Below are 13,832 nucleotides of genomic sequence, written 5' to 3'. Positions count from 1 at the left end.
GCACGGGCCGTCGCGGTGTCCTGGACGGTGCGGGAAGGGCTAGCTGGAGGGGGATCGTCCGGGCGCGCCGGAGCGAACCGGGCCGGGTATGGCCAGGGCTGTCGATGTCATGTCGTCTCCTGTCGTCGTGATGGTGTGGCGAGGCGCCGGCAAGGGCCGCGCCGGCGCCTGCCTGCCCGGTGCCGTCTGTGCGGCATCCGGGCTATATCAGATTACCTGATATTAAATTTATACTACCCCGGCCAACCCATCTTTACAAGCGCCTTTTCGGGGTGCGGCGGCAGCTCAGCTGCAACAGTAGCAGCAGCGGCGCGTTCAGCGCGTGCCGAGCGCCTGGCCGGCGCGCACTTCCTCGGGGTCGGCGCGGCGCGACAGCGTCCACGCGCACAAGGCAGCCACGACGAGCCCCGGCGCCGCCGACAGCATGACGCCCGCCGCCCCTGCCCCCGCGGCCAGCACCTGGCCCGCCACGAGGGGGCCGGCGATGGCGCCCAGCCTGCCCGTCGAGATCGAGGCGCCGACCCCGGTGGCGCGGATCGCCGTCGGATACAGGGCCGGGGCGCGCGCATACAGCACGGCCTGGGCGCCGATCGCGCAGCAGCCCGCGGCGAAGCCGGCCACCAGCATCAGGGCGAAGCTGGTCGACATGCCGAGCCCCGCCAGCGACAGCAGCATGCCGGCGTAGGAGATCCCGACGGCGAGGCCGGCGCGGTCGCGGTCGACGAGGCGTCCGCTCATGACGGAGCCGGCGGCGCCGCCGATGTTGAACAGGATCTGCACGATGCCCGCCTCGGCACGCGAATATCCCTGGCCGATCAGCAGCGACGGCAGCCAGTTCAGCAGCATGTACAGGACCGTCAGCGTGAAGAAGCAGGCCACCCACAGCAACAGCGTCGAGCCCAGCACCCGGTCCGCGAACAGCCCGCCGATGCGGCGGTCCGCCGGCGCCTGGTTCAGCGCCTCCTGGCGGAAGCTCGCGGACTCGCGCAGCAGGAAGAACAGCAGCAGCGCCACGACGAGGGGCACGATGCCGCCGACGTAGAAGATCATGCGCCAGCCGGCGTCGAACTTCATCATCCCGATCACCGACGCGATCGCGCCACCGAGCGGTACGCCGCAATAGGTGAGGCTGACGGCCGTGCTGCGCATGGACGGATCGGCCGCCTCGGACGTCAGCGCGATCAACAGCGGCAGCGCGGCTCCGAGGCCCAGGCCCGTCAGCACCCGCGCGCCGAGCAGGCTGGGATAGTCCCAGGCATGCGCGGTGGCGAACGAGAAGATCCCGAACAGCAGCACGGCCCATACCAGCACGGTCTTGCGGCCGACGCGGTCGGCCAGCCAGCCGCCGGCGAACGCGCCCGGCAGCAGGCCGACGAGGCCCGCGCTGAACACCCAGCCCATCATGGCCGGCGCCAGCTTGAATTCCGCGCCGATGCCGGGCGCGGCGATGCCGGTGGACTGCAGGTCCAGCCCTTCCAGCAGCGCGGTGACGAAGCACAGGGCGATCGTGGCAGCGCCACGGGGCAGCTTGTTCTGGTGCGTCATGCTTGCTCTCCTTCCTTCGTCGCGCGGATCGTGCGATCCGCCCGTCCTGCGTACATGGGTGCATACGTGGGTGCATACATGGCATCGATCACATCAGCCCGGCGCGCCAGCACGGCGGCCTGGTTGATCGAACCCTTGTCGGTCAGCTCGCGGTGGTCGATCGACGGCGGCTCGGCCAGCAGCAGCAGGCGTTCGATGCGGTGCGAGGAGCCGCTGGCGCCCGCGTTCAGGCCGTCGAGCAGGCGCGCGAAGAAGTCGCGCACGGGCGTGCTGGCCAGCACCTCCTCCGCCGGCGTATCCGCCGGCATGCCCGACAGCGTCAGGCAGTGTTCCATCCGCGGAAAGACCAGCAGGCCGATCGACGCGCGATTGAGGCCGGTGACGACGGCGTCCATGATGTAGGGGGCGCCCTGGCTGATCACCCGCGCCCGCAAGGGGCCGACGCTGACGAAGGTACCGGACGAGAGCTTGAAGTCCTCGGCGATGCGGCCGTCGAACACGAAGCCCAGCTCGGGGCGCGCCGGGTCGTAGAAGCGCAGGGCGTCGCCGGTGCAGTAATACCCTTCCTCGTCGAACGCCTGCGCCGTCAGCTGCGGCGCGCGCCAGTAGCCCGGCATGACGTGCGGCCCGGCGAACCGTGCCTCCAGCTTGCCGTCGACGGGCACCAGCTTGACCCGGCAGCCCGGCGCCGGCACGCCCACGTAGCCGGCCTGCACGATGCTGCCCGTGCCGAAGGTGCACGAGGGCGAGGTCTCCGTCATGCCGAGGCCCGTCATGATGCGGATCGATTCGCCGCAATGGGCGACGGCGACGGCATCCAGCCGGTCCCACGCCGCCTGCGACAGGCCGGCGCCGGCGCAGAAGAAGAGCTTCACGCGCGAGAAGAAGTTCTCGCGCAGGCCGGCATCCTGTTCCAGGGCCTCGGCCAGCATCTCGAAGCCCTTCGGGATATTGAAGTAGACGGTCGGCGCGATGTCGCGCAGGTTGTCCAGCGTCGCGCCGAAGTCGCGCGGCGTGGGCCGGCCGTCGTCCAGGTACAGGCTGCCGCCGTTGTAGAGGGCGATTCCCACGTTGTGGCTGCCGCCGAAGGTGTGGTTCCAGGGCAGCCAGTCGAGCAGCACGGGCGGCTCCTCGGCAAAACAGGGAAAGGTCTGCAGCAGCATCTGCTGGTTGCTGCACAACATGCGATGCGTCGTGATCACCGCCTTCGGCTTTTTCGTCGAACCGGACGTGAACAGGAACTTCAGGATGGTGTCCCCGTCGACGCCGAGGTTGGCGGCATCGATGTCGCGCGGCGCCGTGTCGAGCAGGCTGGCGAAGGAAGTCGCTGGCCTATCCCCCTCCTCCGCGGCGCCGACGATCAGTTCCGCGTCGAGCGGCAGCGCGGCGTCGAGCGCCTTCGCGAACACGCGCGCGTCGGACACGAACACGGCGCCCGGCGTCAGCTGCGCCATCAAGTCGCGCAGCTTGTCGTAGTCCGTGGACACCAGCGAATAGGCCGGCGAGATGGGCGAATACGGAATGCCGGCATAGGCGGCACCCAGCGCCAGCTGGTAATGTTCCAAGTCGTTGCCGGACAGGATGACCAGCGGCCGTTCGGCGGACAGGCCGCGGTCGCGCAGCGCCTGGCCGATGCGGCGTGCGCGCTGCAGCATGTCGGCGTAGGTGATGCGGATCCATGCGCCGTCGGGACCGCGGCGGGCGACCAGCGTGCGCTGCGGATGCGCGGCCGCGCCGCTGACCAGGCGGTCCGTGTAGCGCACGGGGACCGGCGCCAGCGGCGTCACCGCGTCGACGTGCCACAAGCCGTTTTCCTGGTACGCCCGGATCTCGGGGTTGCCAAGCGTGATGGGGCGACACTGCACGGAGCTGCACTGCAAGGTGCGGCCCGCCAGATGGACTGCGTTCATGGCGTCCTCCGCTCAGATCGGATAGTGGCGCGGCGCGGTCTGCACCGTGATCCAGCGCAGGTCGGTGAACTCGGCGATCGCCGCCTTGCCGCCGAAGCGTCCATAGCCGCTGCCTTTGACGCCGCCGAACGGCATCTGCGCCTCGTCGTGCACGGTCGGGCCGTTGATGTGGCAGATGCCCGATTCGATCCGCTGCGCCACGGCCATCGCGCGGCCGATGTCGCGCGAGAACACCGCCGAGGACAGGCCGTATTCGCTGTCGTTGGCGAGCCGGATCGCCTCCTCGTCCGTATCGAAGCGCAGCACGGAGACGATGGGGCCAAACGACTCTTCCTGGTAGACCCGCATCGCCGGCGTGACGTCGTCGACGATGGCCGGCTGCAGCACGTTGCCTGCGAGCCCGCCCGTTTGGGTGACGGTGGCGCCCCGTTCGCGCGCGTCCTGCAGCATCGCATCCACGCGGGCGGCCGCGGCCGGGTCGATCATGCCGGCCAGCGGCGCATCCGACGGCGCCGCCTTCAGCGTCGCCGTCTTGGCCGCCAGCTTCTCGACGAAGGCCGGCGCCACCTTGCGGTCGACGAGGATGCGGTCCGCCGACATGCAAATCTGGCCCTGGTTGAAGAAGGCGCTGAACGCGGCCGCCTCGACGGCCGCATCGAGGTCGGCGTCGTCGAGCACGACGATCGGGTTCTTGCCGCCCAGTTCCAGCAGCACGGGCTTCAGGTGCCTGGCCGCGTGCTCGGCGATGATGCGGCCGACCTTGGTCGACCCGGTGAAATTGATGCGGCGGACGGCCGGGTGCGCGATCAGGCGCTCGACCACCTGCGGCGCGTCGTCCGGCGCATTCGAGATCAGGTTGACGACGCCGGGCGGGAAGCCGGCATCGACGAAGGCTTGAGCGATCAGCCGGTGCAGCGCCGGGCACAGCTCGGACGCCTTCAGGATCACCGTATTGCCGCAGGCGAGCGGCATGGCGACGGCGCGGGTACCGAGGATGATCGGGGCGTTCCACGGCGCGATGCCGACCACGACGCCGCAGGGCTGGCGCACGCCCATGGCGAGCGAGCCGGGGACGTCGGACGGGATGACCTCGCCGCTGATCTGGGTCGTCATCGACGCCGCCTCGCGCAGCATGTTCGCGGCCAGCGTGACGTTGAACTGGTACCAGACGGGCGCGCCGCCGCATTCGGCGACGGCGGCTTCGACGAACCGGCCGCGCAGCGCTTCCATCTTGTCCGCGGCCGCCAGCAGCAGCGCGCGGCGCGCACCGGGCAGCATGGCGGACCAGGCGGGGAACGCGTCGCGCGCCGCGGCGACGGCGGCGTCGACGTCCTCGAGGGTGGCGGCGGGAGCGCGGGTGGCGACCGCGCCGGTGGATGGATCGTGGCGCGCGAAGGTGGCGCCGTTGGATGCCGCGCGGGCGTGCCCGCCGATCAGCAGATCGGTATTGAACATCAGATGTCTCCTCTGTTAGCTCGCTGATTCAAGCTTGCTGGATGCGCTGCCGTGGGCGGCAGTCGCGCTTTTTTCTTGTTTGCCGGCCGACGCGTCTTATGCGCGTTTGTAGGCCTGCAGTCCGGGCTTGATGCTCTTGTCATCCAGGAATTGCTTCAGGCCTTCCTTGCGGCCCTTCTCCGGATCGCGGTAGTTCGACTGGTCCGTCTTTGCGTACAGGTAGTCTTCGTTCTGGTCCCAGGTGAGCTCGCGGCAGCGCTTGAAGCCGACCTTCGCGTAGCGCAGCACCACCGGGTTCTTGTCGAGCAGCTTGCCCGCCAGCTCGACGACGGCGTCGCGCAGTTGCTCCTTCGGGACGCTGCGGTTGACCAGGCCCATGGCGGCCGCTTCCCGGCCCGTGAAGGTCTCGCCCGTCATGATGTAGTACAGCGCCTGGCGGTGCCCCATCGTGTCGGCCACGGCCTTGGACACCAGGTTGCCGGGCGGGATGCCCCAGTTCACTTCGGACAGGCCGAACACGGCGTCGTCGGCGGCGATGGCCAGGTCGCAGGCGACCAGCGGCGAGAAAGCGCCGCCGAAGCACCAGCCGTTGACCATCGCGATCGTCGCCTTGCTGTACATGCGCAGCAGCTTCCACTGCCATTGCGAGCAGTCGCGGCGCATGCGTTCCTGCATGATCTCGGGCTTGCCGTCCGTCTCGCGGAAGTATTCCTTCAAGTCCATGCCTGCGGTCCAGGCCTCGCCCGCACCGGTCAGCACGATCACCTGGGCGTCGTCGTCCAGTTCCAGGGTCTCGAGCACGTCGATCATCTCGCGGTTGAGCGTGGGGCTCATCGCGTTGCGCTTTTCCGGACGGTTGAGGGTGATCCAGCCGATCTGGTTCGCCACCTCGACCTCCACGGTTTGCCAACGACCTGCATATTTGGACATACAATGTCTCCTAACTTGATGGGGATTTATCAGGCTACCTGATATGAATCTTATACTAGCCACGTCAGCGAGCTTTGACAAGAAAAATATTCATGCCACGACAGACTGCATCAGAAGCGTCCTCCAACGCCGCTAAACCCGCCGGCCTGGCCTACCTGGTCGGCCGCCTGGACCACGTCCTGAACAAGCGCCTGCGCGACGGCCTGGCCCCGCTGGGCATGACGGTGCCCCACTACACCGCCCTGTCCGTATTCCGCGTGATGGGTACGCTGTCGAACGCGCAGCTTGCCGAACGCACCATGGTCTCGCCGCAATCGGCCAACGAAATGGTCAAGGCGATGGAAGCGAAAGGCTGGATCGAACGCAGCCCGGACCCCAGCCACGGCCGCATCATCCGCATCGGCCTGACCGACGCCGGACTCGCCTGCCTGCGCGAGTGCGACGCCGTCGTGCGCAAGGTCGAGGAGATGATGTTCCCCGAGCTGTCCGACGAGGAGCGGACCCGGCTGCACGCCCAGCTGCGCAGCGCCGTGCGCTCGCTCAGCGTGCAGGGGCTGTGATGCGCTGCGTGATATGCGCTAGATATGCGCTAGGTGAGCCGGGGCGCCGTGCAGCGGCGCATCAGAACGCGCCGACGTAGTTTTCCGCGAGCGCCGTCGCCAGCGCGCGCGACCCGACGACGTTGTCCAGTTCGGCGCGCTGCAGCTCGCGCTGGAACGGCGAGGCGTCGGCGAAGGTATGCAGCATGCTCGTCATCCACCACGAGAAGTACTCGGCACGCCAGACGCGCTTGAGGGCATCGTCCGTGTAGCGGTCGAGCCGCTCGCTGCTGCCGCGGCGGTAGAAGTCGTCCAGGCCGGCGGCCAGCAGGCGCACGTCGGACACGGCCAGGTTCATGCCCTTGGCGCCCGTGGGCGGCACGATGTGGGCGGCGTCGCCGGCCAGGAACAGGCGGCCGGACTGCATCGGCGTCGAGACGAAGCTGCGCATCGGCACGATGTTCTTCTGGAAGATCCGGCCTTCCGTGACGCGCCAGCCGTCGCGGTTCTCGAGGCGCGCATGCAGTTCCGCCCAGATGCGGTCGTCCGACCAGTTGTCGACGCTGTCCTTGGGGTCGCACTGGAAGTACATCCTCTGCACGGTCGGCGAACGCGTGCTGACGAGGGCGAAGCCGCGCTCGTGGCGGGCATAGATCAGCTCCTCCGACGACGGCGGCGCTTCCACCAGGATGCCGAACCAGCCGAACGGGTAGACGCGCTGGTAATCCTCGCGCCCCGCTTGCGGCATCGCGGGCCGCGCCACGCCGTGGAAGCCGTCGCAGCCGGCGATGAAATCCGCCTCGATGCGCTGCGCCTGCCCCGCATGCGTGAAGGTGACGGACGGCCGCGCGCCGTCCAGCCCGTGCAGCGCGACGTCGCGCACGCCGAAGAACAGCTGCCCGTCTGCCGCGACGCGCGCCGCCACCAGGTCCTTGATGACCTCGTGCTGGGCATACACGCTGATCGACTTGCCGGTGAGCTCGCGCAGGTCGATGCGGTGGCGCCGTCCCGCGTAGGCCAGCTCGAAGCCGTGGTGCAGTGCGCCTTCGGCACGCATGCGGTCGCCGACGCCGGCCTCGTTCAGCAAGTCCATGGTGCCCTGCTCGAGCACGCCGGCGCGGATCGTCGACTCGATGTCCTCGCGGCTACGGGACTCGAGCACGACGGATTCGATTCCCTGCAGGTGCAGCAGGTGGGACAGCAGCAGGCCGGCCGGGCCCGCGCCGATGATGGCAACTTGGGTACGCATGTCGTCTCCTCGAATGGTTTGTTTTCGAAAATACTAGATGCCGCCGCGGCGTTTTGAAATGGATGAAATCGTCGATTTCTGGTACTTTTTCGTCATGCCCGCACATCCACACGACACCCCCGACGTTCCCCGCTTCGCCCTCTACGGCGAGCAAACGCCTGCCGAGGCCGTGCATATCGAGCTGATCGCCACGCGCAGCCGCCTGCACGACTGGCATATCGACAGGCACACGCACCCGGGCCTGTTTCAAGTACTTTTTTTACTCAGCGGCAAAGTGCGCGCGTCGATCGAGGACACGAAGTGGGACTGCCGCGGGCCCGTCGCGATCACCGTCCACCCGTCCGCCGTGCACGGCTTCGCGTTCTCGGAAGGCGCGCAGGGCTATGTGCTGACGGTGGACCAGAACGTGCTGTTCTCGACGCCGGACGATGCGGGCGAACTGTTCGCGCCCCTGTTCGCGGCGCCCTTGGCGCTGACGCTGGCGCGCCAGCCGCGCGCGCGCATGCAGGCGCTGCTGGCGAACCTGCTGGAGGAAGCGGCGTGGCCGCAGCAGGGCAATGCGCTGATGCTGGAGTGGCTCGCGCGCAGCGTGCTGCTGCTGCTGGCGCGCATCCATGCGGAACACAGCGCGGCCAGCGCGACGGGGCATGGCGAGTTCCGCCTGTTCGCGGCCTACCGCGCCGCCGTCGAGCAGCACTACAAGAGCGGCGCGCCGATCGCCGACTATGCGGCCCGGCTCGGAGTGACGCCCGTGCGCCTGAACCGCCTGTGCCTGAAAATGACGGGCAAGTCGGCGTTCGACATCATCCAGGACCGCCTGATGCTCGAAGCCTGCCGCAAGCTGACCTATGCGCCGTCCAGCGTGGCCAGCGTCGCCTACGAACTCGGATTCCAGGATCCCGCCTACTTCAGCCGCGCGTTCAAGCGGCATACGGGGCTCACGCCGCGCGCGTTCCGCGAGCGCCGCGGCGCCTGAGTTCAGCGATCCGTCTCAGAGATCCAGTACCAGCAGCGGCGTCTTCGCGCGCGAGCAGCAAGGCGTGAACTGGTCGTTGGCCGCCTGCTCTTCCTCGGTCAGGTACATGTCGCGGTGGTCCGGCACGCCTTCCAGCACCCGCGTCAGGCAGGTGCCGCACACGCCTTCCTCGCAGGAATACGGAATCGCGATTCCCTCGGCTTCCAGTGCCTTGAGCGCCGTGGTGCCGGCCGGGACGGCCACGATCCTGCCGTTCGAGGCCAGCCTGACCTCGAACGGCCGGTCGCCGGCCGTGTCCTGCGCCGCGGCGCCGAAGTACTCGACGTGCAGCTGCGCCGGCGCCCAGCCGAGCGTGCGGGCGCTGCCCAGCACGTGGTCGATGAAGCCCTGCGGACCGCACGCGTAGAGGTGCGTATCGGCATCCGGAGCGGCCAACAGCGTGTCGAGGTCCAGCCGTTGCGCGGCGTCGCCGCCGTCGTAGTGGAAGTGCACCCGCGCGGCCAGGTGCGAGGCGGCCAGGCGTTCCTTGAAGGCGGCGCGTTCCGGCGAGCGGGCGCTGTAGTGCATCTCGAAGTCGGCGCCGCGGGCGGCCAGCGTCTCGGCCATCGCCAGGATCGGCGTGATGCCGATGCCGCCCGCGAACAGCAGCGTGCGCTTCGCCTCGACCAGCGCGAAGTGGTTCTTCGGCGCGCTGATGGTCAGCGTGGATCCCGTATCGATGCGGTCGTGCATGGCCTGGGAACCGCCGCGCGAATTGGCGTCGCGCAGCACGCCGATCTGGTAGCGCTGCGTCTCGCCCGGCGGGTTGCACAGCGAATACTGGCGCACCAGGTTGGCGCCCAGATGCACGTCGATGTGGGCGCCGGCCTCGAAGGAAGGCAGCGGCGCGCCGTCCAGCCGCGCCAGCTCGTAGCTGCAGATGCCGTCGGCTTCGCTCGTCTTGCGCGTCACGCGCACGTCGAACGTGTTCACGGTGGTATTCATACGGCTGCCTCCCCCACCTGGCCGGCCTGCTCGCGCGCCAGCCACCCGTCGATGATGCGGCGCGACTGGACGCCGCCGGCGTCGATGTTCAGCATCAGCAGCTTGCGCTCCGGGTGGCGCAGGATGTTCTGCTGCTGCAGTTCGAGCATCTCGCGGTCTTCGCTGAAGATCTTGCCTTGGCCTTCGCGGATCGTGCGCGTGAGCGCCTCGTCGTCCGGCTTGAAGTTGCGCGCCATGCCCCAGAAGTACCAGTGCGACGTCTCCGTTTCCGGGGTGATGAAGTCGACCACGATGCTCGATGCCTTGTGTGCCGGATCGGCCGCGTAGCCGCCCTTGCCCGCGTGCGCCACGCCCACCTCGATCATCACGTGGCTGGGCGCGTTGAAGCGGCAGATCTGCCAGCGGTCGACCGGCACGTCGTCGGCCAGGCCGTTGCCGCGCAGCGCCGCCTGCCAGAACGGCGGCGGCATGATGTTTTCCATGAAGCGGCTGGTCACCACCTGCTCGCCTTCGGCCTTGGTCGTCACCGGCGCCTCGTCGATTTCCTTCTGGCCGATGCTGGACGCGTGCACATAGGTCTCGTGCGTCAAGTCCATCAGGTTGTCGACCATCAGGCGGTAATCGCAGTTGATGTGGTACAGGCCGCCCCCGTAGGCCCATTCCGGATTGTCGGCCCATTCCAGGTGGTGGATGGTGGCCGGATCGGCCTTCTCCCGCTCGCCCGGCCAGACCCAGATGAAACCGTAGCGTTCCTCGACCGCGTAGCTGCGGATGCACGGAAAGCCGCGCACGCGCTGGCCCGGCATGCTGATGGCCTTGCCTTCGCAACCCATCTCCAGGCCGTGGTAGCCGCACACCAGGTTGCCGTCGCGCACGAAGCCGAGCGACAAGGGCGCGCCGCGGTGCGGGCAAAAATCCTCCACGGCGGCGACCTTGCCTTCCTTGCCGCGGTAAAACACGATCTTCTCGCCGCAGATCTGGCGACCCAGCGGCTTGCCTTCGATTTCGTCCGGGGTGCAAGCGACGTACCAGGCGTTCTTCGGGAACATGTTTGTCTCCTTTTCGGTTTATATTCAGTGCACTGAATGTGAGAAAATTATCACGCGTTCGCACGACGATGTAAACCGGGGAGCCGCTTATTTCGATGGTGCGCCGCACCAACGCACGCGTTCACGAACACACGCGCCGATATGCGCGCTTACACTCTTTGCCATCCATGTCCTCCACCACCGAACGCGGCACGCCGGACGCGCCGCTCGACCTCTACGAACATCCGGGCCACCTGCTGCGCAGAGCCCAGCAGATCGCCGTGTCGATCTTCTACGATGAAATGGGAACCGAGCTGACGCCGGTGCAGTACGCCATCCTCAGCCGGCTGGCCGCGCATCCCGGCATCGACCAGGTCTCGCTGGCGGGGCTCGCGGCCATCGACACCTCGACGGGCGCGACGGTCTGCGCGCGGCTCGAAGAGAAAGGACTGCTCGAGCGCAAGATCATTCCGCACAACCGCCGCCAGCGCGCGCTGTCGATCACGCCCGAGGGTGTCCGCCTGCTTGCCGCGCTGGAACACGGGGCACAGCGCCTGCGCCAGCGCCTGCTGGCGCCCCTCGACCCGCAGGAACAGGCGCAATTCATGACCCTGCTCGACAAGCTGGTCAGCGCGAACAACGAACAGAGCCGTGCGCCGCTGGCCATGCCGGGCAGCTTGCCCGCAGCCTGAATCCCCGCGCCGCCGGCCGGCGCCCCGTCACGGAGCCCGGTGCCCCGTCTCCGCTGCGTTGCTACGGTCTTCGCTACGCCCTTCGCCACCCCCTTCGCCCTGATTCGCCGCGATCTCGGCCAGGATGTCGATGAGGTGCGCCGGGTCGACGGGCTTGACCAGGTGATGGGAAAAGCCCGCTGCCAGCGACTGCCTGCGGTCGCTGTCGTGACCATAGCCGGAAACGGCGATCAGGACGGCGCCGGCCGTTTCCGGCTGGGCGCGCAGGCGCATGGCCAGTTCGTTGCCGTCGATTTCGGGCAAGCCGATGTCGAGCAGGCACACCTGCGGCCGTTCGACACGCGCACGGGCCAGGGCCGCGCGGGAACCGACTTCGACGGCCACATGGTGGCCTTCGCTCTCGAGCACCGTGCCCAGCATCGCGGCGGCATCGACGTTGTCGTCGACGACGAGTATGCGCAGGGCGGAGGCCGTGCGCCGGCTCGCCCGCGGACTCGTCCCGGCCGCTGCGGAGCCCGACTCGCCGTCGAGCCGGGGCAGCCACACCGAGAAACGGCTGCCCTGCCCCGGTCCGTCGCTATGGCAGGTGACCTCGCCGCCATGCAGCTCGACGATGCTCTTCACCAGCGCCAGGCCGAGTCCCAGGCCGCCGGCCGACCGGTCCGGCGTGCGCTCGGCCTGCGTGAACAGTTCGAACACGTGCGACGTCAGGTCCGCGCTCATGCCGATGCCGTTGTCGGCGACGTCGATGACGACGCCGTCCGCCCGCACATCCAGGCCCAGCGTGATGACGCCTCCGTCCGGCGTGTATTTGGCTGCGTTGTTGAGGATGTTCGCCACCACCTGCACCAGCCGCTTCTTGTCGCCCATGACGAGCGCGCTTTCCGGGGAGATGCGCGTATGCAGGGCGTGGCGTTTGCCCTGGATGAGCGGCGTCACCTGTTCGGCCGCATCGATGACGACGTTGCGCAGGTCGACCCGTGCATTTTCCAGTTCGACCAGGCCACGCGTGACGCGCGACACGTCGAGCAGGTCGTTGATCAGGTGCGTCATGTGGTCGACCTGGCGGCCGATGATCTCGCTCGTCTGGCGCAACCGGTCCGTGTCCAGCCGCCCCAGCCGCAACAGGTGCGCCGCGGCGCCGATCGGTGCCAGCGGATTGCGCAGCTCGTGCGCGAGCATCGCCAGGAAGTCGTCCTTGCGCCGGGCCGCGTCCCGCAGCTGCTCTTCGATCGCCTTGCGTTCGCCGATATCCCGGAAAAACACGGCGAGGCGCTGCTCCGGCAACGGGTAGGCACGGATTTCGAGCCACAAGCCGGTGCCGTCGTGCAGCACCTGGCGGTATTCGAGCGTGCCGGCGCCCGACTGTGCCTGGACGCGCCGGCACAGCGTCTCGATCTCGCTTCCCTGCAGGCAGGGCATGGCCGCCAGCACGTGCTTGCCCAGGAGTTCCGAAGACGGCAGGCGCGACAGCTGGGCCCCGATGTCGTTGATCTGCAGGAGCGTCCCGTCGCTGTCGAGCAGGGCGAACCCTTCGGCCATGCTCCTGAAAATCTCCTGGCTCTGGTCGCGCTCCGTCCGCAACTCATGCTGGAACCGCGCGCTTTCCACGGCAAACCGGGTACGGTCGACCATGTCCTCCGCCATGCCGATGTCGTCGGGCGACCACGCATGGACCTCGTCGTCGTGGACGCTCAACACGGCACGCAAGCGCCCATCCTTCACGAGGGGAATCGCCAGCACGGAACGAATGCCCGACGCCATGTAATTGGCCACGTGCGGCAGGGCTTCGTCGACGCGCATCACGTCGTCGATCACGAGGTTGCGTCCTGAACGCAGGATATCGGCCACGGCCGCACCGAAATCGTCCATCCGCAGCCGCATGCCTCCCATCGATGCGAGCGTGCCGTCGGTCCAGTCACGCTTCAAGGCGAGGTACGCCCCCGTGTCGTCCGCCTCGCCGTAGACCACGCGCTTGCCGCCCAGCGCCTTGCCGAGCAGCTCGCAAGCCACGGCCGTCACCTCCTCCGGATCCAGCAGCGGACGGATGCGGTCGGCCAGCGTCAGTTCGAACGAGCGGCGGCGCTCCTCCCTCTCCAGCGCCATCTTGCGCATGGTTTCTTCGTGGATGTCGGTCGAGGTGCCGAACCAGCGGTCGATGGCGCCCGCGCTGTCGAAGAAGGGTTCGGCGCGCACGAGGAACCAGCGGTATTCCCCGGTCCGAGAGCGGATGCGGTGCTCGACGTCGAAGGCCTCGCCACGCGCGTAAGCGTGTTCCCACGCCGCCATGGTGTGCGCCTGGTCGTCCGGGTGGACATGCTGGTTGGCGACGTCCGCCGGCGTGGAGGAAGCGATGGGCGCACCGGTATAGTCGTCCCACTGGCGGTTGAAATAGACGGCCTCGCCGGATGCCATGACGATCCAGATGATCTGGGGCACGGAATCGGCCATCAGGCGGAAATTGCGTTCGCTTTCCCGCAGCGCGCGTTCCGTCGACACTTGCGCGCTGACGTCGCGCACATGG

At 68.2% G+C, this 13,832-nt stretch carries 11 protein-coding genes; 3 read left to right on the top strand and 8 right to left on the bottom strand.

Annotated elements, in window-relative coordinates; translation table 11 throughout:
* Positions 1-315 precede the first annotated feature (315 nt).
* The 4 genes from mhpT to ACI1V7_RS04275 form a co-directional block, all read right to left on the bottom strand.
* Positions 316-1,545, bottom strand: a complete 1,230-nt coding sequence (gene mhpT, locus ACI1V7_RS04290; RefSeq protein WP_404530501.1) for a 3-(3-hydroxy-phenyl)propionate transporter MhpT — start codon at positions 1,543-1,545, stop codon at positions 316-318.
* Positions 1,542-3,455, bottom strand: a complete 1,914-nt coding sequence (locus ACI1V7_RS04285) for a feruloyl-CoA synthase (protein WP_404530500.1) — start codon at positions 3,453-3,455, stop codon at positions 1,542-1,544. Before ACI1V7_RS04285 ends, mhpT begins: the two co-directional genes overlap by 4 nt.
* 12 nt (positions 3,456-3,467) lie before the next feature.
* Positions 3,468-4,910: an aldehyde dehydrogenase gene (locus ACI1V7_RS04280; protein WP_404530499.1), complete on the bottom strand. Its 1,443-nt coding sequence runs from the start codon at positions 4,908-4,910 to the stop codon at positions 3,468-3,470.
* Positions 4,911-5,006: 96 nt separating this feature from the next.
* Positions 5,007-5,840, bottom strand: coding sequence for a p-hydroxycinnamoyl CoA hydratase/lyase (locus tag ACI1V7_RS04275; RefSeq protein WP_404530498.1), 834 nt, complete (start codon positions 5,838-5,840; stop codon positions 5,007-5,009).
* 92 nt (positions 5,841-5,932) lie between these two features.
* Between ACI1V7_RS04275 and ACI1V7_RS04270 the strand changes: the two genes are divergently transcribed.
* Positions 5,933-6,400 (top strand): MarR family winged helix-turn-helix transcriptional regulator, encoded by a 468-nt coding sequence (locus tag ACI1V7_RS04270; RefSeq protein ID WP_404530497.1) that lies wholly within the window; start codon positions 5,933-5,935, stop codon positions 6,398-6,400.
* Between the two features lie 61 nt (positions 6,401-6,461).
* Here ACI1V7_RS04270 and ACI1V7_RS04265 read toward each other — a convergent pair whose 3' ends face one another.
* The gene (locus tag ACI1V7_RS04265) at positions 6,462-7,628 is read right to left on the bottom strand and encodes a 4-hydroxybenzoate 3-monooxygenase (protein WP_404530496.1); all 1,167 of its coding nucleotides are present in this window, start codon (positions 7,626-7,628) and stop codon (positions 6,462-6,464) included.
* Between the two features lie 94 nt (positions 7,629-7,722).
* Here ACI1V7_RS04265 and ACI1V7_RS04260 point away from each other — a divergent pair, with 94 nt between their 5' ends.
* Positions 7,723-8,604: a helix-turn-helix domain-containing protein gene (locus ACI1V7_RS04260; protein ID WP_404530495.1), complete on the top strand. Its 882-nt coding sequence runs from the start codon at positions 7,723-7,725 to the stop codon at positions 8,602-8,604.
* Between the two features lie 15 nt (positions 8,605-8,619).
* Here ACI1V7_RS04260 and ACI1V7_RS04255 read toward each other — a convergent pair whose 3' ends face one another.
* Together ACI1V7_RS04255 and ACI1V7_RS04250 are read right to left on the bottom strand one after the other, a co-directional pair.
* Positions 8,620-9,588: a PDR/VanB family oxidoreductase gene (locus ACI1V7_RS04255; protein WP_404530494.1), complete on the bottom strand. Its 969-nt coding sequence runs from the start codon at positions 9,586-9,588 to the stop codon at positions 8,620-8,622.
* Entirely contained in the window at positions 9,585-10,637 is a 1,053-nt protein-coding gene (locus ACI1V7_RS04250; protein ID WP_404530493.1) for an aromatic ring-hydroxylating dioxygenase subunit alpha, read from the bottom strand. Before ACI1V7_RS04250 ends, ACI1V7_RS04255 begins: the two co-directional genes overlap by 4 nt.
* 167 nt (positions 10,638-10,804) lie before the next feature.
* On the opposite strand from ACI1V7_RS04250, the gene ACI1V7_RS04245 reads away from it, so the two are divergent.
* The gene (locus ACI1V7_RS04245; protein WP_404530492.1) at positions 10,805-11,308 is read left to right on the top strand and encodes a MarR family winged helix-turn-helix transcriptional regulator; all 504 of its coding nucleotides are present in this window, start codon (positions 10,805-10,807) and stop codon (positions 11,306-11,308) included.
* Positions 11,309-11,335: 27 nt separating this feature from the next.
* On the opposite strand, the gene ACI1V7_RS04240 is transcribed toward ACI1V7_RS04245, so the two are convergent.
* A complete protein-coding gene (locus tag ACI1V7_RS04240) occupies positions 11,336-13,828 on the bottom strand; it encodes a hybrid sensor histidine kinase/response regulator (protein ID WP_404531537.1) in 2,493 nt (830 codons plus the stop codon).
* Positions 13,829-13,832 lie beyond the last annotated feature (4 nt).

The organism is Massilia paldalensis, assembly GCF_044901715.1.
Lineage (GTDB): Bacteria > Pseudomonadota > Gammaproteobacteria > Burkholderiales > Burkholderiaceae_D > Telluria > Telluria paldalensis.
The sequence above is the reverse complement of the archived record's forward strand: the minus strand, read 5'-3'. Positions and strand labels throughout refer to the sequence as shown.